The sequence below is a fragment of the Pseudomonas lactucae genome (genome assembly GCF_036688725.1).
Taxonomy (GTDB): Bacteria; Pseudomonadota; Gammaproteobacteria; order Pseudomonadales; family Pseudomonadaceae; genus Aquipseudomonas; species Aquipseudomonas lactucae.
The window spans coordinates 57,128-81,632 of the sequence record NZ_JAQQPT010000002.1 but is presented as its reverse complement, the minus strand read 5'-3'; the positions used below and the strand labels follow the sequence as shown (position 1 = coordinate 81,632).

Sequence of the window (24,505 nt, the reverse complement as noted above, 5' to 3'; positions counted from 1 at the left end):
GGCGGTCTCGCTCGGTTAGCTGAAGGTGTGTCGGCTCAGGGGCAGACTGCGAATACGCTGGCCGGTCAACTGCGCCACCGCATTGGCCACGGCCGGTGCCACGGCGGGCAGCGGCGGTTCACCAATGCCGCCCATCTTCTCGCCACTCTCCACAATCTTGACGTGCACCTGGGCCATGCGTGACGGCGGCAGGATCGGGTAAAGGTCGTAGTTGCGCGCCCGTGGCTTACCGTCCACGTACACCGCTTCTTCCAGCAAGGTTTGCGATAAGCCCAGGGCCACCGCGCCGTTGACCTGTGCTTCGACAATCGCCGGGTTGACGACGCTGCCCGGATCGATGGCCTCCCAGATGTGGTGCACCTTGACCTGGCCTTTCTCGATCGACACCTCGGCGATCACCGCCGCGTGCGAACCGAACGGCGAGGCCATGGCCACGCCACGGGCACGGCGTGTGCCGTCTTCGGCGGTGTAGGGGCCGCGTTTCCAGCCGCCGGACAACTCGGCCACCGCCTTGAGCAGGGTGGTCAGCCGCGGGTTGTCACGCAGCAGATGCAGGCGCAGCTCGTACGGGTCGCGTTTGCCGGTGTCCGCCAGTTCATCGAGGAAGGCTTCGTAGAAAAAGTCATTGAGCGAATTGCCCACCGAACGCCAGTAGCCGAGCATGGCCGGGCCTTTGACGTAGATCTGCGCGATGCGTTTGTTGGGGATGGCGTAGCTCTTGCCCGACAGCCCTTCGAGGGCGGTGGGGTCGATTTTATCGCCCTGCTTGCCGGCGATGGCTTCGGTGGGGCCTTCGGTGGCGCTGACTGCTTCAATGGCTATGGGCAAGCCGTCGGCGTCCAGCGCGGCGCGGAACTTGACCACTGCGACCGGGCGCAGTACATCGCGCAGGAACTCTTCTTCGCGGCTCCAGATCAACTTGACCGGGCGGCCCACCGCCTTGGCCAGCGCGATGGCCTGCGGGTAGGGGCTGGCCGAGTCATAGAGGAAATGCCGGCCGAAAAAGCCACCGAGCAACGGCGAGTGCAGGTTGATCTGTTCAAGGGCCAGGCCGGTGCGCTTGGCGATGTCGGCGCGGAACATGTCCGGTGCCTGGTTGGGCAGCCAGATATCCAGTGAACCGTCGGCGTTGAAGCGCGCCAGCGCTGAGGGCGGCTCCAGCTGGGCGTGGTTGACGTATTGGTTGTGGTAGGTGGCTTCGACCTGGGTCTTGGCGTTTTTCAGCGCGCCGGTCACGTCGCCTTCGTTCTCGTCGTCGCGGGCCGGGCCTTGTTGGGTCGCGAGAAAGTCACGGTAGCCATCGCTGGAAAAATCATCCGGCATGGCGCGGACTTTGGAGTCGGCAGTCGGTTCCAGCCAGTCGACCTGGATCGCCTCCACCGCGCGCTTGGCATGCCACCAGCGTTCGGCCACCACCGCTACGGCGCCGGGCAGTTGATGAACGGAGTGCACACCCTTCATGGTCTCGACCTGCGCCTGGTTGCGCAGGCTGCCGACGGTCATGCCCAGGCGCGGCGCGTGTTGCACGGCCGCGTGGAGCATACCGTCGACCTTCAAATCGATGCTGTACAACGCCTTGCCGGTGGATTTGTCGTAGGCATCCAGGCGCTTGATCGGTTTGCCGATCCAGCGGAACTGGCCGGGGTCGCGCAAGGTGATGCTCGCGGGGTCAGGCACCGGCATGTCCAGCGCGCGACTGGCCAATTCGCCATACCCCACGGAGCGGCCGGACGCGGCGTGTACCACGCGGCCGGGTTGGGTGGTCAGCTCACTCACCGGCACACGCAGCTGCTCGGCGCCGGCCTGCAGCAACATGGCGCGGGCGAGGGCGCCCAGGCGGCGCATGGTCGGGTAGCTCATGCGCACCGACATGCTGCCGCCGGTGATGCGCATGCCGTTGTCCATCACCACGTAGGCATCGCCGGGCGGCGCGGCTTCGACGATGAAGGTGGCCGGGTCGGCATCCAGCTCTTCACCGACGATCTGCGCCATGGCGGTGTGGGTGCCCTGGCCGCCTTCCATGAAGGGGCTGAGCAGGCGCACCGTACCGTCCGGGCGAATCTCCAGAAAAGCCGGTACTTGCGTGCCGCGTTCTACGCCGGTGGCCGCCTGCACCCGGCCGGAACCGAGCGGCAGGCCGAACCCGATGACCAGCGCACCCACGGCGGTGCTCGCCAGAAAACGCCGACGTGACAGGTTGATCGGTTCGCCCAGGGGCACACCGGGGATCAGTTCAGGTGTGTTCATCAGGCGGTCTCCTTCCCGGCGGCCAGGTCAGACATGGCGGTGTGGATGGCGTTGTAGGTGCCGCAGCGGCACAGGTTGACCATCGCCGCGTCGATCTGGTCCTTGGTGGGGGCAGGGGTGTGCTTGAGCAGCGCGGTGGCCGCCATCACTTGCCCGGACTGGCAATAACCGCATTGCGCCACCTGATGCTCGACCCAGGCGCTGACCACGCGTTTGCCCACCTCATCGGCCTCGATGGCTTCGATGGTGGTGATCTCGCGACCGACCACGCCCGCCACTGGCGTCACGCACGCGCGCACCACGTTGCCGTCCACCAGCACCGAACAGGCGCCGCACTGGGCCAGGCCGCAGCCGTATTTGGTGCCGGTCAGGCCCAGATCGTCGCGGATCACCCACAGCAAGGGCGTGTCGGCGTCGGCATCGACCTGATAGGCCTTTTGGTTGATACGTAATTCCATGGCGGGCTCACCTGCTGATCATCGGTTGGTGGTGCTGGTTTCTTATAGGTGTGGTGCGACTATAGGTCGCCCATCGTCGAACTCTAGACCACCGCGCAAGGGGTATCTATCTGAGGGGGCTCAAGTTCAGAGGATCAGGCAAGTATTCAACAGGATTGGGTGACTGCGTTGGGCTTTGGTGGCCCGCTGCCTGTTTGGTGAGCGGGCTTGCTTGGGTGACGGCCTGATAGCCGACGCGTATCTGGCTGATGGCTCGCGATCCAAATGTGGGAGGGGCGGTGCGACGATTCGACTTGCTCCCGATGAGGGTGTGTCAGTCACAGCTGTTTCAACTGACACTCCCTCATCGGGAGCAAGCCCCCTCCCACAGTTTTGAGCGCGTTCAGGCAGTGGCTTTTGAGGTGTTCATACATTCGATGGAGCGATCCACCGTGGTCTTGGCGATTTCCAGCAAATGCCACACCGCCAGGATCTTCGCCCGCTCGGGGCTTGCCAATTGCTCACCGCAATCGAGCGCGGTGGCCGAAGCGCTGTCGAGCAGGCTGGCGGTGTAGAGCAGCGCGTCTTCGAAGCTCAGGTCTTCGTTGACGGTGTGAAAGCCTTGGGTGGGCAGGTAATGGTCGATGGCGCGGTTGAAGGCGGCGCGGTCTTTGGCGGGATCGGTGGGTGGGTCGGGTAGGACTTTGTTCATGGTGTAGCTCCAACTGGTAGGTAAGGAGCCGGCCCCTTCGCGACTAAACGATGGGTGGCGGCTGTACGCAGGTTAGTCGACCGGCCAGTTGAACCCGGCGCACCCGAAGGTGCCCTGCGCACAGCCACCATGAACATGGAGATAGCTTGCGCAAACTGGGCTCGGGCGACTAAACCCGATCACTGAATTGGCAGTGACGGACCGCAGACTAGCCACCGATTCCAGCAGGCGCAAGGCGGCGGGGATTGTCTCGGAAACGTCCTGCAATTAAAAGGGACACGACTTGCTGGCCCTTTACAAATCATGACCAAATGCCAGCAATGATCGCCATGGTTTGTCGGTCATCGACACTCAACCCCACCCCTCACGCACCGCATTGCGAATCCCCTCCAGCAACATCCCGAACGCCGGATTGTCATTGTCTTCGCGCCAGATCAGGTGCAACTCGCTTTGCGCGCCTTCGCCCAGGTCGATGTCGCGGAACACGACGTTCTTGAACACCACGCTGCTGGCGCAACGCGGTACCAGGGCCAGGCCCATGCCGGCGTTGACCAGTGCGAGGATGGTCAGTGACGAGCCCAGCCACTGCACGTATTGCGGTGCCACGCGGGCCGAGCGCAGCAGGCCGGTGAGCAGTTCGTTGAACGGCGGGTAGGCCGCGTGGGCGTACATCAAAAAGGGCTGTGCATCCAGGTCCTGCACGCTCACCGTATCGGCGTGTGCCAGCCTATGGCTGCTCGGCACCGCCAGTACGAACGGTTCGCGCACCAGGCATTCGGTGGCGTAACCCGGTTCCAGCAACGGCGCGCGGACGATGCCCAGGTCGATACGCCGGGCGCGCAGGGCTTCGTATTGCTGGTAAGTGTTCATCTCCGACAGGTCGATCTTCACCTGTGGCTGCTTGAGCCGAGCCTCGGCGATCACCTTGGGCAGGAACTCATACACCGCGCTGCCGACGAAGCTGATATTGACCGTGCCGATATCGCCCTCGGCAAAGCGCCGTGCGGTGATGGCCGCTTGCTGGGCGCGTTCGAGCAGGTTCTGCGCCTCGATGAAAAAGGCCCGGCCGGCGGCGGTGAGCGCGACGCTGCGGGTAGTGCGAGTGAACAGTTCCACGCCAAGGTGATGCTCCAGCAACTGGATCTGCCGGCTCAGCGGCGGCTGGGTCATGTTCAGCCGTTCGGCGGCGCGGCGGAAATTCAGCTCGGTGGCCACGGTGGTGAAGCAACGCAGTTGCGTCAGTTCGAACATTGATCTAATCCCGGTATCAATCGCATGCCAGGTTAGATTAGACGGGAACAATCCTCGGCGTCCATCATCGACTTGCCCTTAAAAAAACAATCAATGGGAGTTGCCCGTGGATACCCTCCAGAGTCCGCCAGACCCAACCTTGCTTGCCCGCGCGGCGGCCAAGGTCAAGCGCCATGTGCTGCCGTTGTTCGTGGTGATGTTCATCGTCAACTACATCGACCGGGTCAATATCGGCTTCGTGCGCAGCCATATGGAAACCGACCTGGGCATTGGCGCGGCGGCTTACGGCCTGGGGGCCGGACTGTTCTTTATCGGCTATGCGATCTTTGAGGTGCCCTCCAATCTGCTGCTGCAGCGCTACGGCGCACGGGCCTGGCTGACGCGGATCATGTTCACCTGGGGCGCGGCGGCGATGGCGATGGCCTTTGTGCAGGGCGAAACCAGTTTCTACATCCTGCGTTTTATCCTCGGTGCCGCCGAAGCGGGTTTCTTTCCAGGGATCATTTACTACTTCACCCAATGGTTGCCGGCCAGTGAGCGCGGCAAGGCCATGGCGATTTTCCTCAGCGGATCGGCCATCGCCTCGGTGATCTCCGGGCCGGTGTCGGGGGCGCTGCTCAATGTCAGCGGTTTCAACCTGCACGGCTGGCAGTGGATGTTCCTGATCGAGGGCTTTGCCTCCATCGTACTCTGTGGGTTTGTGTGGTTCTGGTTACAGTCCCACCCCCGTCAGGCCAGTTGGCTCAGCGATGATGAAAAACACGCTCTGGTCAGTGCCATTGCCCTGGAGCAGCAGGCGCGCGAGGCCAGTCAGAGCGTGCGACCGTCGATGTTCAAGCTGCTGGCCGACAGGCAGATCGCGCTGTTCTGCTTTATCTATTTTTCCATCGCCCTGACCATCTACGGCGCCACGTTCTGGCTGCCGAGCATGATCAAGAAAATGGGCAACCTGGGCGACTTCCAGGTGGGCTTGTTCAACTCGATTCCGTGGTTGATTTCGATCGTCGCCATGTACGGGTTCGCATCCCTGGCCAGCAAGTGGAAGCACCAGCAGGCGTGGGTGTCGCTGATGCTGGTGATCGCCGCGTTCGGCATGTTCATGTCCACCACCGGCGGGCCGGTGTTTGCCTTCGTCGCCATCTGTTTTGCCGCGATCGGCTTCAAGGCGGCTTCGGCGCTGTTCTGGCCGATCCCCCAGGGCTACCTGGATGCGCGCATCGCGGCGGCGGTGATTGCCTTGATCAATTCGGTGGGCAACCTGGGCGGTTTCGTGGCGCCCACCACCTTCGGTTTGCTGGAACAGACCACCGGCTCCATCGAGGGCGGGTTGTACGGCCTCGCCGCGACCTCGCTGGTGGCCGCCGTGGTGGTGTTCTTCGCCCGCACCGCACCGCGCGGCGGTGTCCCCCCAACATCAAACCCTTCTTCTCAACACCACGCCTTGCGTCCAGGTCCACAGGGAGCCGCCTCTTGAAAATCGTCCGCGTTACCGTCACCCCGATTGCCTTCCGTGACCCGCCCTTGCTGAACGCCAGCGGCATTCACGAACCCTTCGCACTGCGCTCGATCATTGAGATCGAAAGCGACACCGGCTACATCGGCCTGGGCGAAAGCTACGGCGATGCCCCGGCGCTGGCGATTCAGCAACAGGTGCAGTCACAGCTGATCGGGCTCGACCCGTTCAACCTCAACCAGTTGCGCGCCATTGTGCAAGCCACGGTGGCGGCGCATAAACCGGCGAGCCTGGCCGGTGCCGAACTGGCGCCGGGCTCCCACGCGAGCAAGGCAGTGAGCAATGCCTATTCGGCGTTCGAGGTGGCCTTTCTCGACTTGCAGGCGCATTCGCTGAATATGCCGCTGGTGGACCTGCTCGGCGGGGCGATCCGTGACCGGATCCCGTTCAGCGCGTACCTGTTTTTCAAATACGCCCAGCACATCGACTCGCCCTACAAGCCCGACAGTTGGGGCGAAGCGCTCAACGAAGAGCAAATCGTCGCCCAGGCCCGGCGCATGATCGAAGCCTACGGCTTCAAAAGCATCAAGCTCAAGGCCGGTGCCTTGCAGCCCGAGCATGAAGTGGCGTGCGTCAAGGCCTTGAAGAAGGCTTTCCCCGACGTACCGCTGCGCATTGACCCGAATGGCAACTGGTCGTTGGAAACATCGATCCGCATGGCCGAACTGCTCGGCGACGACCTGCAGTATTACGAAGACCCGACCCCCGGCCTGGACGGCATGGCCGAGCTGCACGCGCGCACCGGCTTGCCCCTGGCGACGAATATGGTGGTTACCGACTTCGATGAGTTCCGCCGCAGCGTGGCCTTGAACAGCGTGCAGATCGTGCTCGCCGACCACCATTATTGGGGCGGCCTGCGCGACACCCAGGTATTGGCGAAGATGTGCCAGACCTTTGGCCTGGGCGTCTCGATGCATTCCAATTCACACTTGGGCATCAGCCTGATGGCCATGGCCCACGTGGCCGCGTCGGTGCCCAACCTCGACTACGCCTGTGACACCCATTACCCGTGGCAAGAGCCGGACGAGGAGGTGATCAAGGGCGGTAAGTTGCCGATCATCGACGGTTGCGTGCAGATCACCCGCGCACCGGGGCTGGGCCTGGAGCTGGACCATGACCAATTGGGCAAGCTGCACGATCAATACCTGAGCTGCGGCATTCGCCAGCGTGACGACGTGAAACAGATGCAGCGGTATCAACCGGACTGGAAAACCATCAAACCGCGTTTCTGAAGCAGGTCGCTTCGCTTTGCCCGGTGGTGCATGTGCGTGCGCCTCCGGGCTTTTTGTAGGTGTTTGCTTTCTGCGATGTAGGCAACTTCCCAAATGTAATTCAGACCCCCTGGGCTTGTGTCCGGGGCCTATTCTCTTGCTTATATTTCGACGCCATCTTCATTGCATCCAGGGATGTAGGGCATGGCGCAGGGTTATATCAACGACCGCACGACGGACTATCACAGCTTGAAATCCCGCTTGATGGGCGGCGGTTCGAGCCGGGAACGTTCGGATCATTTCGATGTGTTGAACCATCATCTGCGCCGTGGGCTGGTGACGCCTGGGCAATTGATCATTGTTCCCGATGCCTACAGCGTCACCTGTTCGATGGAGGAGGCCTGGCTGGTACGTCAGGCGCAGGCGATTCGCCGGGAACTGGATAATGCTGCCGGAACTCAGGTGGTCAATGACTATGACTTGCTGCAAAGCCTTTTGGGGTACAGCTCGTTGGGGATAGGCAGCGCGACATCGGCGTGGTCACGGCACCTGAATGAGGTGGCGCATACGCTGGAGGAGATCGAGCGATTGCATCAGCGCCTGAGGGAGGGCGGTTTGGATCGAGAAGCGTTTTTTCGTCAGCGCAAGGTGCTTTTCGGACTGCTGGACACCCAGATGCAAGGCGCGGCGCGATTTGGCACGGGGTTGCGGGGTAATCAGGCGTTGAAGAAGGTGCTGGGGATTTCCACCAAAAGCTATCTGCACAAGGGTGAGATTGCCGGATATGCACAGCGGATGCGGGCGATTGCGCAGACGTCTAAGTGGTTGGGGAAGGGAACGTACGTGGGGTTGGCGATGGATGTGGGAGTGGCAGGGTTGGAGATCAAGGAAGCGTGTGTCGAAGGGCGAGAGGCGCAGTGTCGGCGGGCGAAGTATGTGGAGACGGGGAAGTTGGTGGCTGGCGTGGCGGGGGCTTATGGGGGAGGGAAGTTCGGTGCAAAATTCGCCTCTCGAGTCTGTACGATTCTTTTGGGCGTTGCGGCTAAAGGAAACGGTGCGTTGGCCTGTGCAGTTATTGGCGGCGCTGCAGGAGGGTATACGGGAGGCGATATATTTGGCGACGGGGGTGCATTTCTGGGCGGTAAAATCCTGGAGATCGATGGTGACTTGATCTTTCAACCAGAAGGCGCCTAGCCATGGATGTTTTTCTCATCTTTACAATTCTTGTATTTGCAGCGTGCCTGATTTTCTCGGGGCTCTCTTTCTACGTCGAATACACAAAGCTCGAAGAGTTGGAAAGCTACTTCAGCGAGAACAAGGTGGTCTGCGATAACAAACGTTTTTGGGGCAGGAATACCCATATCGACAGGTTTCACCGCATGTGCCTGATCAATCAGTTATTGGCAATGCCCAAAACGCATATCAAGCGAGGGGATGTGACCGAAGCCGAGCTGGCCGCCATCCCCCTGTCCCTTAAGCGTTGGGCGTTGTGGCCCTATAATTTTGGAGCTATATGGTTCGGCGCCTCAATTATCTGGAGTATCTGGTACCACTGGTAGTTTGCCGCAACGCCGGGGGGCTGCCCTCAGGAAAAATCTTCCTCGAAATGCTCGTGCTCACCCCGCGTCGCCCCCTGTCGCCGCAGCACCTCCATCTGCCGCAGCTCCACCCGGCGGATCTTCCCGGAAATGGTCTTGGGCAGTTCACTCACAAACTCGATGCGCCGCACCCGCTTGTAGGGCGCCAGATGCTCGCGGGCAAAAGCGAAGATATGCGCGGCCAGTTCCGCATTGCCGGGAGCATCGTGGGCCAGGATCAGGAACGCTTTAGGCACCGCCAGGCGCATCGGGTCGGGGCTGGGCACCACGGCCACTTCCATCACCGCCGGGTGTTCGATCAGCGCGCTCTCCAGTTCGAACGGGCTGATGCGGTAGTCGGAGGCCTTGAACACATCATCGGCGCGGCCGACAAAGGTGATGTAGCCGTCGCTGTCGATCTGTGCGGTATCGCCGGTGCGGTAGTAACCGTCGCGCATCACCTCGGCGGTTTTTTCCGGGCTGTCTTCGTAGCACAACATTAAGCCGAGTGGGCGCACATCCAGGGGCAGGGCGACTTCGCCTTCGCTCGCGGGCAGGCCATCGGGGTCGAGCAGCGCCACGCGATACCCCGGCAACGGGCGGCCCATGGAGCCCGGTTTGAGCCGTTGACCTGGGGTGTTACCGACCAGGGCGGTGGTTTCCGACTGGCCGAACCCATCGCGCAGCGGCAAGCCCCAGGCGTGTTGGATCTGCTCGATGATTTCCGGGTTCAGCGGCTCGCCGGCACCCACCAGCTCGCGCAGACTCAGGCGTGGCTTGTAGCCGGCCAGGTCTTCCTGGATCAGCATGCGCCACACCGTAGGCGGGGCGCACAGGCTGGTCACGCCATAGCGTTGCAGTGCGCCGAGCAAAGCCTGCGCGCTGAACCGCGCGACGTTATGGATGAAGATGCACGCACCGGCGTTCCACGGTGCGAACAGGCAGCTCCAGGCATGCTTGGCCCAGCCAGGAGAGGAAATATTGAGGTGCAGATCGCCCGGTTGCAGGCCGATCCAGTACATCGTCGACAGGTGGCCCACCGGGTAGCTCTGGTGGCTGTGCAGCACCATCTTGGGTTTGGAGGTGGTGCCGGAGGTGAAATACAGCAGCATCGGGTCGGTGGCCAGGGTGTGGCCTTCGGCTGCGAATTGCTCGGGGTACTCGAAAGCGGCGCTGTGCGCGACCCAACCCGCCGGCGCGGCGCCTACGCAAATGCGACTGCAGCCGTCGCCCAGGCCGACGAACTTGTCGACATGCGCCGCACCCACCACCAGGTGACGCACCTGGCCGCGCTCGATACGGTCGCGCAAATCATCCGGGTTGAGCAGGGCGGTGGCGGGGATCACCACGGCGCCGAGCTTGAACGCGGCGAGCATGGTTTCCCACAGCGCCACATCGTTGCCGAGCATCAGCAGCACGCGTTCGCCACGGCGTACCCCGAGGGCGCGCAGATGGTTGGCCACCTGGTTCGAGCGCGCCGCCAAGTGCGCGAAGCTGTAGCGCTGCTCGCTGCCGTCCTCTTCGACGATCCACAGTGCGTTGGCCGAATTGCCCTCGGCCATCACATCGAAATAGTCCAGGGCCCAGTTGAACGCATCCAACTGCGGCCAGCGGAAATCGCGCACGGCAGTGGCGTAGTCGGTGCGGTGCGCGAGCAGGAAATCCCGGGCGGCCAGGAAGGGATGCGTCATGGTCGGTGTCCTTGATTATTGTTGTAGGGACCTTTTTATTGTGCGGCTGCCTGCGGTTCAACCAGCAGGCCGGACCGAGTATAGGCATGCACAAATCTGAAGATGAACGCCTAAAAATACCGGTGCGTTGTGCAAAAAAGTCATGGCTGGTCACCTCTTCAAACGGTGAACGGTCAGCCTTACCCTCCGTAGCGAAAGCCACCCGACAGCTTCTGCTTCAAATAACCCACCAGCGCACTTACCGACTTCGGCACATGGGGCGAATACGGCCGGATCAGGTAGATCTCGTCGGCAAACGCGCCCTTGAGCGTCCAGTCCTTGAGCACCTGCACCAGCGTGCCGCTGGCCAGCGCGGCGTGGGCGCTGAAATCCGGGAGCAGGGCGATGCCCAGGTGGTTGAGCGCCGAGTCGCGCAGGGCTTCACTGTTATTGGTGGCGAAGCTGCCGGCGATGGGTACGGTGAGGCGCTCAAGGTTCTTGCCGCCGCGCTCGAAGGTCCAGGCGGGCTGGTCGGTGCCCCGTGGGTAAAACAGGCAATTGTGTGCGGACAGGTCGCCGGGTTCGCGCGGTTCGCCGTGGCGTTGCAGGTAATCCTGGGTGGCGACCAGCACCGAGCCGGTGTCACACAGCTTCCAGGCCACGTGGGTTTCCGGCACCTGGAAGCCGTGGCGCACGGCCAGGTCGTAGCCTTCGGCCGCCAGTGAACTCAAGGCGTCGGACACGTCCAGCTGGATACGCACCTGCGGGTACTGCTGCAAGAACTCCGACAGGTGCGGCACCAGTTGCTGCCGGGCGAACGCCACCGGTGCGGTCAGCCGTACCAACCCGCGAATCTCACCGACCGAGTCGCGTACGGACGAGAAGCCGCGGGCGATTTGCGCGTAGGCGCTGCGCACTTCACGGGTCAACGACAGCCCCGCATCGGTCAGCCGCACACTGCGCGTGGTGCGTGTGACCAATCGCGTGCCGGTGGCCTTTTCCAGATCGGAAATGCGCTGGCTCACCGCGGATTTACTCACCCCCAGGCGGGCAGCGGCGGCGGTGTAGGTGCCTTGTTCTTCCAGCACCGAGAGCCAGTGGATGTGGGTCCAAAGCCCTTCGATTTCAGATTTTTCCATGATTGTATTGTTCGTATATATGGACAATAAGTTCAGGATTCTGCTCTGGTTTGGAACAAAGCGAAAGCCTAAGGTGTGTTCCAACGCTACCCACCTGGATCGACTGCCATGACCACTACCATCGAGCACTACATCAACGACCAGCGCGTGAGCCGCGATGATCGCTATCAGGACGTCTTCAACCCGGCCACCGGCGAAAAAACCGCACGCGTCGCGCTGGCCAGCCGCCAGACCGTGGCCGAAGCCGTCGCCGCCGCCCAGGCCGCCTTCGACGGCTGGGCCGATACCCCGCCGATCCGCCGCGCTCGTGTGCTGTTCCAATACCTGCACCTGCTGCGTGAGCGCAAGGACGACCTGGCGCGCATCATCGTCGCCGAGCACGGCAAGGTCTTCACCGACGCCCAGGGTGAAGTCGACCGTGGCATCGACATCCTCGAATTCGCCTGCGGCATTCCCAACCTGCTCAAGGGTGAATATTCCGACCAGGTGTCCCGTGGCATGGACAACTGGACGATGCGCCAACCCCTGGGTGTGGTGGCGGGTGTCACCCCGTTCAATTTCCCGGTGATGGTGCCGATGTGGATGTACCCGATCGCCATCGCGGCGGGCAACACCTTCATCCTCAAGCCAAGCCCTACCGATCCGAGTGCATCGCTGTTCATGGCCGAACTGCTGCGCGAAGCCGGCCTGCCCAAAGGCGTGTTCAACGTGGTGCAAGGCGACAAGGAATCGGTGGACGCGCTGATCGAACACCCGGACGTCAAGGCCGTGAGCTTTGTCGGCTCCACGCCGATTGCCCAATACATCTACGAGACCGGTGCGCGTCACGGCAAGCGTGTGCAAGGCCTGGGCGGTGCGAAAAACCACATGGTGGTGATGCCTGACGCCGATATCGAAAAAACCGTCGACGCACTGATGGGCGCCGCCTACGGCAGTGCCGGCGAACGCTGCATGGCCATCTCCGTGGCCGTGCTGGTCGGCGATGTAGGCGACAAAGTCATCGCCGCCCTGACCGAGCGTGCCAAGCAACTGCGCATCACCGACGGCCGCGACCTGAAAGCCGAGATGGGTCCGATCGTGTCCCGCGCCGCCCTGGAACGCATCAGCGGCTACATCGAACAAGGCGTGCAGGCCGGCGCGCAACTGCTGCTCGATGGCCGTGACTATGTGCCCACCGAAGCGGGTTTGGAAAACGGCTTCTGGCTTGGCGCGACGCTGTTCGATCACGTGACCAGAGAAATGAGCATCTACCGCGAAGAAATCTTCGGCCCGGTCCTGGCCTGCGTGCGCGTGAACGACTTCGCCGAAGCCGTGCAACTGGTCAATGACCATGAATTCGGCAACGGCGTCAGCTGCTTCACCCGCGACGGCAACATTGCCCGCGAGTTCGCACGCCGCATCCAAGTAGGCATGGTCGGCATCAACGTACCGATCCCGGTGCCGATGGCCTGGCACGGGTTTGGCGGCTGGAAGAAGAGCCTGTTTGGCGACATGCATGCCTACGGCACCGAGGGTGTGCGCTTCTACACCAAGCAGAAGTCGATCATGCAGCGCTGGTCGGAGAGCATCGAGCAGGGCGCGGAGTTTGCGATGCCTGTGTCCAGATAACGCTTGAAAGGACACCGTAGGACAAGTGTGGGAGGGAGCAAGCTCCCTCCCACATTTTTTTTGCGTAAAGGTTGACGATCCAGTGAATGCCGAATACTGTATATAAACACAGTGTTTAGGCGCTGACCAACCAAGCTCTGGCAGCCTCAGCCACGCCAAACACCCTGTGTAAGTTAATGGATTAACTTAATGCTCAGGCTCGTTATACCGAGCCGTTTTTATAGAGAGAGAGGGAACTCATGTCGTACCCAGAAAGCAAACTCACCGGTTTGACCGGTTTCGCCCTCGCGGCAAAAGTGACCGGCGGCTGGGCCGGCCCCGTGGTCAGCATCACTAACCTGGATCAACTCAAGGCCAATATCGGCACCGTCACCCCGCAGGTGCTGGTGATCAACAGTAATATCTCGGCGTCGAGCCTGACCAAAGTCAACATGGGCGCCAACAAGACGCTGATCGGTTCGTTCCAGAATCGGACGTTGGAGAATATTCACCTGCGTGCAACCGCGCAGTCGCAGAACATCATTCTGCAGAATCTTATCTTCAAGCATTCAGCGAATATCAAGGCCAATGACGATATTCAGGTCTACCTGAACTACGGCAGCAAGTATTGGATTGACCATTGCTCTTTTGTCGGGCACAGCTGGTCGACCACTGACGGCAGTGAAGACAAATTGCTCTATATCGGTGAAAAAGCCGATTATGCCACCATCAGCAACTGCTTCTTTGGCAGTCACAAGTACGGCCTGATCTTCGGTCATCCGGCGGATGATAATAACGCGGCGTTCAACGGCTACCCGCGCCTGACACTGTGCCATAACCGCTTCGACAATATGGAAGTGCGTGCGCCTGGCTTGATGCGCTACGGTTATTTTCATGTGTATAACAACTATATCAATAAGTTTCACCTCGGTTTCACCCTTGCGCAGAATGCCAATATCCTTTCCGAGAGCAACTATTTTGGTGAAGGCAGCCAAAACAATGGCATGTTGGATGATAAAGGCAGCGGGACGTTTACTGATACAAACAGTGTGCCGCCGATCACCAACCAGAAGTCGCCAAAAGCACAGTGGACGGCAACTTCCAATTACGCCTATACCTTGAAGACGGCGGCGCAGGCCAAGGACTTTACACAGAAGAATGCCGGGGCTCAGGCTGCGGCGTTGGTGTTTGGTAGTTGAATAGCTAGCTTTCTACTTGGCTGTCATTATTGCAGGTGCCACTGTATTTATATCAAGGATATAAATACAGTGATGGCCTTTGTAATGTAAACAATTCTTCATGTTGAGATAAGCGGTGCCCATGTTAAACCTTGGGGTGCACTTGCAGATCCAACTATCTTGTGCTCTTTCGGTCAGTATCGAGTTGCTGGCTGTCAGGTGCTATTTAATCTTCGCTTTTTATTTAAGCGTCAGCAAAAGGACATCATCATGAAACATGCGAATCATACTCCCACTCGCTGGACACGGGCCGATGCGCTGAAAGTTAATGAGAATGACCCTACGACGACACAGCCGTTAGTGAGTCCTGACTTTCCTGTCATGAGTGACACGGTCTTTATTTGGGACACCATGCCATTGCGTGAGCTGGATGGCACGGTGGTATCTGTGGATGGCTGGTCAGTGATCTTCACCCTGACCGCCGACCGTCGCCCCCATGATCCACAATTCATCAACGCCGACGGCCGTTACGACATCAAGCGCGATTGGGAAGATCGCCATGGCCATGCGCGGATCTGCTACTGGTACTCGCGCACCGGCAAAGACTGGATCTTCGGCGGCCGGGTCATGGCCGAAGGGGTTTCACCGACCACGCGTGAGTGGGCCGGCACGCCGATCCTGCTCAATAACAACGGTGATATCGACCTGTATTACACCTGCGTAACCCCGGGTGCGACGATCGCCAAGGTCAGAGGCCAAGTGGTCACGTCCGACAGCGGCGTCGAGCTACGCGGTTTTACCCAGGTCAAGGCGCTCTTCGAAGCCGACGGCACCTACTACCAGACCGAGGCGCAGAACGCGACTTGGAACTTTCGTGATCCCAGCCCGTTTATCGACCCCGTGGATGGCAAGTTGTACATGGTGTTTGAAGGCAATGTCGCCGGCGAGCGCGGTACTCACGAAGTGGGCCCTGACGAGTTGGGCCTGGTGCCACCAGGGCACGAGGACGTGGGTGGCGCACGCTATCAGGTCGGCTGCATCGGCATCGCCGTGGCCAAGGACCTTAACGGTGACGAGTGGGAAATCCTGCCGCCGCTGGTGACGGCCGTGGGGGTGAACGATCAAACCGAGCGGCCGCACTATGTGTTCCAGGACGGCAAGTACTACCTGTTCACCATCAGCCACAAGTTCACCTATGCGGATGGCGTGACCGGCCCTGATGGTGTCTACGGCTTTGTTGGCGATCATCTGTTTGGCCCTTACACGCCGATGAACGCTTCCGGGCTGGTACTCGGCAACCCACCTTCGCAGCCGTTCCAGACCTATTCTCACTGCGTGATGCCCAATGGCCTGGTGACGTCGTTTATCGACAGCGTGCCCACCAGCGGTGAGGACTACCGTATCGGTGGCACCGAAGCGCCAACGGTCAGGATTGTGTTGAAGGGCGACCGCTCGTTTGTGCAGGAGTCTTACGATTACGGTTACATCCCGGCGATGCGCGATGTGGTGTTGAGCCAGTGACCGCAATGCAATAGTCAACATCAGGTGTAAACCGATCCAAATGTGGGAGGGGGCAATCCCCCTCCCACATTTTTTTGACTGCGTTTTAGCCAGACTTCAACGCTCAAGTCCCGACTAATCAGGCCGATACAGGCACTAGCGCCACGAGTGATCCCAAACTCGTAGGTGCACGCCTGGTCATCGCTCAGGTCAACGAATAAAAAATCAAAGGGGTAGCCATGACCATATTGCAGCGTGTGATCGGCGGATTTGCGGTGTTGGTGCTGTTACTTCTGATCATGGCCGGGATCAGCTATCAGAACACGCAGTCCATCAGCAGTCGCTTGACCATCATCACCGGCCAGTCGGCACCCTTGAGCCGGGCCGCCAGTGAGTTGTACGTGCACATCCTGCGCGCCAACCAGGCATTGCTGGCCATTCAGATCAGTACCGACCCCAAGCAGATCGAGGACGGCAAGCGCCCGTTTACCGAGAGCATTGCCCAGTTCAACCAGTTGCTCGACAGCACCCTTGCCTATACCGGCGAGCATGAGGCACTGCGGGCGAACCTGGCGCAGCAACGCCAACAGGTCGGGGCCTACGCCGAGCAGGCGCAGGGGTTGATGACGTCCCACTTGCAGCACGTGCAGCAGTTGGCGTTGACGCGCAAACTGCAAGGCTACAGCAGTGCGCAGGCGATGCAGCTGACCAGTTATTTGCGTGATTACATCGCGCAGGCACGCAGTGCCGGCGAGCCGCAGCAGGTGGCCGCCGCAGAAAAACTGCTGTTGGAAGTCAACAAATCCTACGATGGTTTCGCGGCCCATACCGTCACGCCCGCCATTGATAAATTACAGCGCGTGCTCAACCTGCAGGACGAAGTGATCAACACCCGCGCCCAGGCCTTGACGGCGATTGACCCGAGGGTCGGGCGGATCGCCGGCGTCATGGTCAATCGTCTGCTGACAGACCTGACCGCCCCTGACGGCCTGTTCCAGGCCTATCAGGGAGAGGCGAAACTCGCCACGCAGGTGCAGCAACAACGCGATGCGGTTGACGCGGCGCTCAAAGCCACCTTGGACCGGATTGCCGAGTTCGGCAGCCAATCCCTGGAGGTGGCCAACCAGGCCAGTCACTCGGCCAATGCCACCATCGGCACCAGCCGCAGCTTGCTGTTGATCGCGTGTGTGCTGGCGGTGCTGGCGGCGGTGGCGATTGGTACGTGGGTCGCCTTCAGCCTGCGACGTCCGTTGGCGGCGTTCCGTGAAGTGCTCAAGACACTCACCGCCGGGGACATGCGTGTCAGTTTCGATGTCAGCCGTAAAGATGAGTTCGGTGAGTTGGGTGGTTACCTGAACGAACTGACCAAAGCCCTGCAGAAAACCTTCCGTGAATTGATCAGTTCTGCCGATGCGCTGGCCTCGACCGCTGGCAGCAACGCCTTGAACAGCGAGCAGACCACCCGTGTGGTGGATGAACAGAAGGACCGCCTGCAATCGGCCGCCTCGGCCATGACGCAGATGGAAAGCACGGTCGAGGAGGTGGCGCGGCGCGCGCAGGACACCCGCCAGGCGGTGGACGACACCAGCGATCTCACGCACAAGGTGCAGGAGCGTGTGGCCGAGACCATCGTCAATATCCGCCAGCAGGCCGACCAGGTGAACAAAGCCACGCAGGTGACCGATGAGCTGCAGAAGTACGGGCAGAACATCGAGGGCATTGTGGTGGCCATTCGCACCATTGCCGAACAGACCAACCTGCTTGCCCTGAACGCGGCAATCGAAGCGGCCCGTGCCGGCGAGCAAGGGCGCGGTTTTGCGGTGGTGGCCGATGAAGTGCGGTCGCTGGCCAGCCGTACCCAGACCTCGACCAGCGAAATCCAGGACATGATCGGGCTCATGCAGGAAAAAATTCATTCGGTGGTTCACGTCATGAACGAAAGCCAGGCGCAGTCCAGCCAATGCGTGTCCCTGGCGTCGGGCGCCGGTGATTTGTTGCTGTCCATGAGCGGCGCGGTCGACAGCATCCGTGACATGAATATTCAGATTGCCGCCGCTACCGAGCAGCAGAGCGCCACGGTGCAGGAAACCAGTCGGATGGTCATCCAGATCAACGATTCGGCCCAGCAGACGGCAAACGGCGCCGAACAGTCCGCCATCAGCAGCCAAGAGCTGTCGAACATGGCCAAAGTGCAGCGCGAGCTGCTCCATCATTTCAGCGTTTGAGCCGCAGGAGTCAGAACATGAAAGCATGGTTAATGCTCGCGCTGGGGGCGACGCTGTTCGTTTCGGGCCCGGCCCAGGCCGCCACGCCCTTGCTGGGTGTCGGCATGGCAAAGTACGACGATAACTTCCAGACCTTGCTGCGCAACGGGGTGCAGCAACAGGCTGGCGTCATGAACGCCGACATCTTTATGGAAAACGGCAAGGACAGCATCGATTTGCAGATGCGCCAATTCCGTAACCTGGTCAATTCCAAGGTGGATGCGATCATCATTGCGATGGTCGACGGCAAAAGTGCCGCTCAGATGATGCAGCTGGCCTCGGACGCCAAGATCCCGCTGGTGTTCGTCAACCGTAACCCGAACCCGGAAAAGTGGCCGGCACAGACCGCGTTCGTCGGCTCCAACGAGCTGGAGTCGGGTACCTTGCAGATGGAAGAGCTGGCGCGCCGTGCCGGTTACAAAGGCAACGTGGTGATTCTGGTGGGCGACCCGGCCAACGCCTCTTCATTGATGCGCACCGAGGACGTGGAAAAAGTCGTCGCCAAATACCCGGACATGAAAGTGATACAGAAAAAAGTCGGTAACTGGGAGCGTAGCCAGGCCGCCACGATCGTCATTGACTGGGTCAAGCAGGGCGTCGATTTTTCGATCATCGCGGCCAATAACGACGAAATGGCGATCGGCGCGATCATGGGCCTGGAAAAGGCCGGCAAGCAGGCCAAGGACTATTGGGTCGGCGGTATCGACGGTACACCGGACGGGTTGAAGTTGATGGCCGAGGGCAAGATGGCGGTCAGCGTGTTCCAGGATGCCGCCGGCCAGGCCGGCGGCGCCGTGGACACCGCACTGCGCCTGGTGCGCGGCGAGGTGCTGGAGTCGACGGTGGTGTGGGTGCCGTTCAAGCTGATCACGCCGGAGAATCGCCAGGCGTTTGAATAGGAACTGACCACCCCGATCCAACCCTGGAATGCAGTCAAATGTGGGAGCAAGCCCCCTCCCACAGACTGGGGTTCAGCGTCGACCCGCCCGCGTACTCACATCCACCCACACCGCCAGCACCAGAATGCTGCCCTTCACGATCATCTGCCAGTAACTGTCCACATCCAGCATCGACATGCCGTTATCCAGGCTGGTGATCACCAACGCCCCCAGCAGTGCGCCGTACACCGTGCCCGAACCGCCGCGCATCGAGGTGCCGCCGATAAAGCACGCGGCGATGGCGTCCAGCTCGCCCATGTTGCCCGCCGACGGTGAGCCGGCGGCGAGGCGGGCGGTGTTGACCAGGCCGGCGAGGGCGCACATCACGCCCATGATGCCGAAGATCCACAGCTTCACCGCCTGCACGTTGATGCCCGACAGCCGTGTGGCCTCCATGTTGCTGCCCACCGCGTATACGCGGCGGCCGAACACGGTCTGGCTGGTGACGTAGCTGAACACGCCGAGCAGTACCAGCAGCAACAGCACCGGCACCGGGATGCCGTCGTAGCTGTTGAGCGTAGTGACGAACCCGGCCAGCACCGCGCCGATCACCACCACGCGCACCACGTCCCGTACCAGCGAGTGCGCTGCCAGGCCATGCAGCGCACGGTTGCGTCGCTGCTTCCAGGTGAGGAACAAGGTCAGCGCAAACAACAGCACGCCCAGGCCGACGCCCACGGTATGCGGCAGATAGCCCTGGCCCACATACACCAGCGACGGCGACACCGGCGCGATGGTGGTGCCGCCGGTGATCCCCAGCAAAATCCCGCGAAACGCCAGCATGCCGCCCAAGCCGACAATGAACGAGGGGATACGCAGGTAGGCGGTCATGTAGCCATTGGCCAGGCCGATCATCAGGCCGCACAGCGCCACCAGGCTCAGGTTGGCCAGCAGCGGAATGTGATAGACCACGTCCAGGATCGCCGCCAGCCCACCGAGCAGCCCCAGCAACGAGCCCACCGACAAATCGATCTCGCCGCTGATGATCACCAGCACCATGCCGCACGCCAGAATCCCGGTGATCGACATTTGCCGCAGCAGGTTCGACAGGTTACGCGGCGTGAGGAAGCCGCCCTCGGTCTGCCAGCTGAAAAACAGCCAGATCACCGCCACGGCAATCACCAGGGCGAGCATTTTGTAGCGGGTAAACAGCTGTTTGAGCTGATTCATCTACGCGGTCTTCCGATCATTATTGTTTTGGCTGAGCGCAGCGGCGAGCACCTGTTCCTGGGTGAGCCCCTCGTTGATGAAGTCGCCGCGCAACTGGCCGTCGCCGATTACCAGCACGCGGTTGGACACGCCGAGCACTTCGGCCAGTTCCGAGGAGACCATGATGATCGCCACGCCTTCGGCCGCCAGCGCGCCCATCAACTTGTAGATCTCATATTTGGCGCCCACGTCCACCCCGCGCGTGGGTTCGTCGAGGATCAGCACCTTGGGCTTGGCCATCAGCATCTTCGCCAGCACGGCTTTTTGCTGGTTGCCGCCGGACAAGCTGGTGATCGGCAAGAACGGGCTGGAGGTCTTGAGGTGCATGCGCGCGATCTGCCGGTCGATGCTGCCCAGTTCGGCTTCGGCGTCGATGCGGGTCAGGTGCGCGTAGGTGTCGAGCACCGCCAGGGTGATGTTCTGGCCCACCCCCAGGTCGGGAATGATGCCTTGGCGCTTGCGGTCCTCGGGCACCATGCACAGCCCGGCGCGAATCGATTTGAGCGGTGTGCGCGTGTCGATCACTTCGCCGTCCAGCCACACCTCGGCGGCGTAGCGGCCGGGGTAGGCGCCGAACAGCGCCGACACCAGCTCCGTGCGCCCGGCGCCCACAAGACCTGCGATGCCGAGGATTTCACCGCGCTTGAGCACGAAGGAGATATCGTCGACGCGCTTGCGCTTGGGGTTGTCCACGTCGTAGCAGGTGACATGGCGCGCCTCGAAAATCACTTCGCCCACCGCATGGGGCTCGGTGGGGTAGAGGTTGCTCATCTCGCGGCCGACCATCTGCGTGATGATGCGCGCAATGTCCATGTCGGCCATGGCCGTGGTCGCGATGTGCTTGCCGTCGCGGATCACCGCAATGGTGTCGCACACCGCGGCCACTTCATCGAGCTTGTGGGAGATATACACGTAGGCCACACCCTTGGCCTTGAGGTCACGGATGATGTCCAGCAGCACTTCGATTTCCGAGCGGGTCAGGGCCGAGGAGGGCTCGTCGAGGATCAACAGGCGCGCCTGCTTGTTGAGCGCCTTGGCGATTTCCACCAGTTGCTGGTAACCGCCGCCGTACTGCGACACCGGCAGCGCCACGTTCATGTCCGGCACCTTGAGTTCGCGCATCAACGCTTCGGCGCGGTGGAACATCGCCGGGTAGTTCATGCGCCCGCCGGGCAGGGTCAACTCGTGGCCCATAAAAATGTTCTCGGCCACGGACAGGTCCGGCACCAGGGTCAGTTCCTGGTGAATGATCACGATGCCGGTCGCCTCGGTTTCGCTGATCGACTGGGCCTTGAGCGGCTGCCCGTCCCAGAGGATTTCGCCCTCCCAGGTGCCGTACGGATACACCGCCGACAGCACCTTCATCAGGGTGGATTTTCCGGCACCGTTCTCGCCGCACAGGCCGACGCATTCCCCCGGCCGCACCTTTATATCGATGCCGTTCAGCGCGTTGACACCGCCAAAACTTTTGACGATGCCGTTCATTTGCAACAGGTAGTCGGCGGCCATGGGGTTCACTGCCCGCCGATCTGCTCTTTGGTGTAGAACCCGTCTTTCTCCAACAGGTCGATATTGGCCTTGGTCAGCGGGGTCGGGGTGAGCAGGATGGTGTCGACCTTTTTGCTGCCGTTGTCGTATTGCGAGCTGTAGGTGGGTTTCTCGTTACGCGCCAACTGCACCGAAAGCTTGGCGGCTTCGCTGGCAATCAGCTTGAGCGGTTTGTACACGGTCATGGTCTGGGTGCCATCGATCACGCGCTTGACGGCGGCGAGGTCGGCATCCTGGCCGGAGATCGGCACCTTGCCCGCCAGTTGCTGCGCGGCCAGGGCCTGGATCGCACCGCCGGCGGTGGCGTCGTTGGAGGCGACGATGGCGTCGATCTTGTTGTTGTTTCGAGTCAGGGCGTTTTCGACGATGCTCAGCGCTTCGGTGGGGTTCCACTCCTTGACCCACTGCTGGCCCACCACCTTGATATCGCCTTTGTCGATGGCCGGTTGCAGCACTTTCATCTGGCCTTCGCGCAGCACCTTGGCGTTGTTGTCGGTGGGTGCGCCGCCGAGCAGGAAGTAATTACCCTTGGGCGCGGCTTGCAGCACGCCGCTGGCCTGCATTTCGCCGACTTTTTCGTTATCGAACGAGATATAGGCGTCGATGTCTGCGTTGAGGATCAGGCGGTCATAGGACACCACTTTGATCCCGGCCTTCTTGGCTTCGGCCACTGCGTTGGTCAGCACCGTGGCGTTGAACGGCACGATCACGATCACATCGACACCACGGGAGATCAGGTTCTCGATCTGGGAGATCTGCTTCTGCTCGTTGGCGTCGGCCGATTGCACGAAGACCTTGGCATCGAGTTTTTCCGCGGCCGCGACGAAGTAATCGCGGTCACGGGACCAGCGCTCCAGGCGCAGGTCGTCGATGGAGAAGCCGATTTTCGGGTGGGCGGGGTCGGCCATGACCGGCAGGGTCAGCAGGGCCAGGGTGGTGGCGAGCAGGGTACGTTTGAATGACTTCATGGTGGTGCGTCCTTTTATTGTTGTTGGAAAGACACTGTGGCGAGGGAGCTTGCTCCCGCTGGGCTGCGAAGCAGCCCTAAAACCAGACACCCGGGACTATCAGGTATAGATAAACCGATTCACAACCCCCTCCAGCATTTCCTGCCGCCCGCTCACAGCCTGCGGGTTCAGCTCATGGGCAAACGCATGCTCGGCCAGCGACTCCAGGCTGAACTCGCCCGCCAGTACCGCCTTGCCCAGCGGCTGCTGCCAGCCGGCATAACGCTGGTCCTTGAATTGCTGCAGTTGGTCGTTTTGCACCATGGCTGCCGCGCGCTCAAGGGCCAGGGCCAGGGTGTCCATGGCGGCGACATGGCCGTAGAACAGGTCGATCTCGTCCAGGCTCTGGCGCCGCACCTTGGAGTCGAAGTTATAGCCGCCATTCTTGAAACCGCCAGCCTTGAGGATTTCATAAGTGGCCAGGGTCATCTCTTCGACGCTGTTGGGAAACTGGTCGGTGTCCCAGCCGTTCTGCGGGTCGCCGCGGTTGGCGTCGATGCTGCCGAAGATCCCCAGGGACACGGCAGTGGCAATTTCATGCTGAAAACTGTGCCCGGCCAGGGTGGCGTGGTTGGCCTCGATATTCACCTTGATCTCGTGTTCCAGGCCGTACTCATGCAGAAAGCCGAACACCGTGGCGCTGTCGTAATCGTATTGGTGCTTGGTCGGCTCCTGAGGCTTGGGTTCGATCAGCAGGTCGCCCTTGAAGCCGATCTTGTGCTTGTGCTCCACCACCATGCGCATAAAACGCCCGAGCTGTTCGCGCTCGCGCTTGAGGTCGGTATTAAGCAGCGTTTCATAACCTTCACGGCCACCCCAGAGCACGTAGTTGGAGCCCTTGAGCCGGTGGGTGGCGTTCATTGCGCTGAACACCTGGGCGGCGGCGTAGGCAAACACCTGCGGGTCAGGGTTGCTCGCGGCGCCGGCGGCAAAGCGCGGGTTGCTGAAGCAGTTGGCGGTGCCCCACAACAGCTTGATGCCGGTCTGTTCCTGGTGGCGCTCCAGGTGGTCGACCATGTGCGCAAAGTGGTTGCGGTACTCCTTGAGCGAGCTGCCTTCGGGGGCGACGTCAGTGTCGTGAAAACTGTAGTAGTCGATGCCCAGCTTGGAAAAAAACTCAAAGGCCGCGTCTGCCTTGCCGATGGCCAGTTCCATCGGCTCGCCGCTACGCTGCCACGGCCGCTTGAAGGTGCCCGAACCAAACACATCCGCCCCTGGCCACACAAAGGTGTGCCAATAACAGACGGCCATGCGCAGGTGCTCGCGCATGGGTTTGCCGAGGATCAGCTTGTTGGCATCGTAATGGCGAAAGGCGAGGGGAGCGTCGCTGCTGGGGCCTTCGAAGCGAACCTTCTCGACACCTGGGAAGTACGGCATGGCGTTTTTCCTTATTGTTCTTGGCGATGGTTCGATACTAGCAACGGCGGTGAGGCTGCTGATTATGAAAATCACCAAAGGAGCGTGCGATTTTGAGTAGCGGGGGCTAGTCTTGGAAGACCGGCCCCAGGATAAAAACA

The 24,505-nt window shown here is 61.1% G+C and carries 19 protein-coding genes and 1 pseudogene; 10 read left to right on the top strand and 10 right to left on the bottom strand.

Features of this window, described 5'->3' with window-relative positions; all coding sequences use genetic code 11:
* Positions 1-15: 15 nt before the first annotated feature.
* From V6M90_RS02135 to V6M90_RS02120, 4 genes are all read right to left on the bottom strand, one after another.
* Positions 16-2,247, bottom strand: a complete 2,232-nt coding sequence (locus V6M90_RS02135; RefSeq protein WP_332846004.1) for a xanthine dehydrogenase family protein molybdopterin-binding subunit — start codon at positions 2,245-2,247, stop codon at positions 16-18.
* Positions 2,247-2,705 (bottom strand): (2Fe-2S)-binding protein, encoded by a 459-nt coding sequence (locus V6M90_RS02130; protein ID WP_003173274.1) that lies wholly within the window; start codon positions 2,703-2,705, stop codon positions 2,247-2,249. Before V6M90_RS02130 ends, V6M90_RS02135 begins: the two co-directional genes overlap by 1 nt.
* A gap of 382 nt (positions 2,706-3,087) precedes the next feature.
* Positions 3,088-3,396 carry a DUF6124 family protein gene (locus tag V6M90_RS02125; RefSeq protein ID WP_003173275.1) on the bottom strand — a complete coding sequence of 103 codons (309 nt, stop codon included), beginning with the start codon at positions 3,394-3,396 and terminating at the stop codon, positions 3,088-3,090.
* A gap of 351 nt (positions 3,397-3,747) precedes the next feature.
* Positions 3,748-4,647, bottom strand: coding sequence for a LysR substrate-binding domain-containing protein (locus tag V6M90_RS02120; RefSeq protein ID WP_003173276.1), 900 nt, complete (start codon positions 4,645-4,647; stop codon positions 3,748-3,750).
* Positions 4,648-4,753: 106 nt separating this feature from the next.
* On the opposite strand from V6M90_RS02120, the gene V6M90_RS02115 reads away from it, so the two are divergent.
* The 4 genes from V6M90_RS02115 (at position 4,754) to V6M90_RS02100 (ending at position 8,930) form a co-directional block, all read left to right on the top strand.
* Positions 4,754-6,121, top strand: a complete 1,368-nt coding sequence (locus V6M90_RS02115) for an MFS transporter (protein ID WP_003173277.1) — start codon at positions 4,754-4,756, stop codon at positions 6,119-6,121.
* Entirely contained in the window at positions 6,118-7,392 is a 1,275-nt protein-coding gene (locus V6M90_RS02110) for a glucarate dehydratase family protein (protein ID WP_332846003.1), read from the top strand. The genes V6M90_RS02115 and V6M90_RS02110 overlap by 4 nt, the downstream gene beginning before the upstream one ends.
* 183 nt (positions 7,393-7,575) lie before the next feature.
* Complete coding sequence (locus V6M90_RS02105; RefSeq protein ID WP_332846002.1) at positions 7,576-8,565, top strand: hypothetical protein; 990 nt, start codon at positions 7,576-7,578, stop codon at positions 8,563-8,565.
* A gap of 2 nt (positions 8,566-8,567) precedes the next feature.
* Complete coding sequence (locus V6M90_RS02100; RefSeq protein WP_332846001.1) at positions 8,568-8,930, top strand: hypothetical protein; 363 nt, start codon at positions 8,568-8,570, stop codon at positions 8,928-8,930.
* A gap of 26 nt (positions 8,931-8,956) precedes the next feature.
* Here the strand turns inward: V6M90_RS02100 and V6M90_RS02095 are convergent, their stop codons facing one another.
* Together V6M90_RS02095 and V6M90_RS02090 are read right to left on the bottom strand one after the other, a co-directional pair.
* Positions 8,957-10,639 carry an AMP-binding protein gene (locus V6M90_RS02095; RefSeq protein WP_332846000.1) on the bottom strand — a complete coding sequence of 561 codons (1,683 nt, stop codon included), beginning with the start codon at positions 10,637-10,639 and terminating at the stop codon, positions 8,957-8,959.
* A 179-nt stretch (positions 10,640-10,818) separates the two neighbouring features.
* The gene (locus tag V6M90_RS02090; protein ID WP_042944508.1) at positions 10,819-11,757 is read right to left on the bottom strand and encodes a LysR family transcriptional regulator; all 939 of its coding nucleotides are present in this window, start codon (positions 11,755-11,757) and stop codon (positions 10,819-10,821) included.
* Between the two features lie 108 nt (positions 11,758-11,865).
* On the opposite strand from V6M90_RS02090, the gene V6M90_RS02085 reads away from it, so the two are divergent.
* The 6 genes and pseudogenes from V6M90_RS02085 (at position 11,866) to V6M90_RS02065 (ending at position 19,185) form a co-directional block, all read left to right on the top strand.
* Positions 11,866-13,365, top strand: a complete 1,500-nt coding sequence (locus V6M90_RS02085; protein ID WP_332845999.1) for a CoA-acylating methylmalonate-semialdehyde dehydrogenase — start codon at positions 11,866-11,868, stop codon at positions 13,363-13,365.
* Positions 13,366-13,634: 269 nt separating this feature from the next.
* On the top strand, positions 13,635-14,543 hold the full coding sequence (locus tag V6M90_RS02080; protein ID WP_232291301.1) for a polysaccharide lyase: 909 nt from the start codon (positions 13,635-13,637) through the stop codon (positions 14,541-14,543).
* A 249-nt stretch (positions 14,544-14,792) separates the two neighbouring features.
* Positions 14,793-16,043 (top strand): glycoside hydrolase family 68 protein, encoded by a 1,251-nt coding sequence (locus V6M90_RS02075; protein ID WP_141064194.1) that lies wholly within the window; start codon positions 14,793-14,795, stop codon positions 16,041-16,043.
* A gap of 218 nt (positions 16,044-16,261) precedes the next feature.
* Positions 16,262-17,389: pseudogene (locus V6M90_RS30060) on the top strand (HAMP domain-containing protein); the annotation flags it as partial.
* Between the two features lie 144 nt (positions 17,390-17,533).
* Positions 17,534-18,247 (top strand): methyl-accepting chemotaxis protein, encoded by a 714-nt coding sequence (locus V6M90_RS30055; RefSeq protein ID WP_408637272.1) that lies wholly within the window; start codon positions 17,534-17,536, stop codon positions 18,245-18,247.
* Positions 18,248-18,264: 17 nt separating this feature from the next.
* The gene (locus V6M90_RS02065; protein ID WP_003173296.1) at positions 18,265-19,185 is read left to right on the top strand and encodes a substrate-binding domain-containing protein; all 921 of its coding nucleotides are present in this window, start codon (positions 18,265-18,267) and stop codon (positions 19,183-19,185) included.
* Between the two features lie 72 nt (positions 19,186-19,257).
* Here the strand turns inward: V6M90_RS02065 and V6M90_RS02060 are convergent, their stop codons facing one another.
* The 4 genes from V6M90_RS02060 to xylA form a co-directional block, all read right to left on the bottom strand.
* On the bottom strand, positions 19,258-20,394 hold the full coding sequence (locus V6M90_RS02060) for a sugar ABC transporter permease (protein WP_003173297.1): 1,137 nt from the start codon (positions 20,392-20,394) through the stop codon (positions 19,258-19,260).
* Positions 20,395-21,942 (bottom strand): D-xylose ABC transporter ATP-binding protein, encoded by a 1,548-nt coding sequence (gene xylG, locus V6M90_RS02055; RefSeq protein WP_332845997.1) that lies wholly within the window; start codon positions 21,940-21,942, stop codon positions 20,395-20,397.
* Between the two features lie 5 nt (positions 21,943-21,947).
* The gene (gene xylF, locus V6M90_RS02050; protein WP_003173299.1) at positions 21,948-22,949 is read right to left on the bottom strand and encodes a D-xylose ABC transporter substrate-binding protein; all 1,002 of its coding nucleotides are present in this window, start codon (positions 22,947-22,949) and stop codon (positions 21,948-21,950) included.
* A gap of 99 nt (positions 22,950-23,048) precedes the next feature.
* Complete coding sequence (gene xylA / locus V6M90_RS02045) at positions 23,049-24,365, bottom strand: xylose isomerase (RefSeq protein WP_003173300.1); 1,317 nt, start codon at positions 24,363-24,365, stop codon at positions 23,049-23,051.
* Positions 24,366-24,505 lie beyond the last annotated feature (140 nt).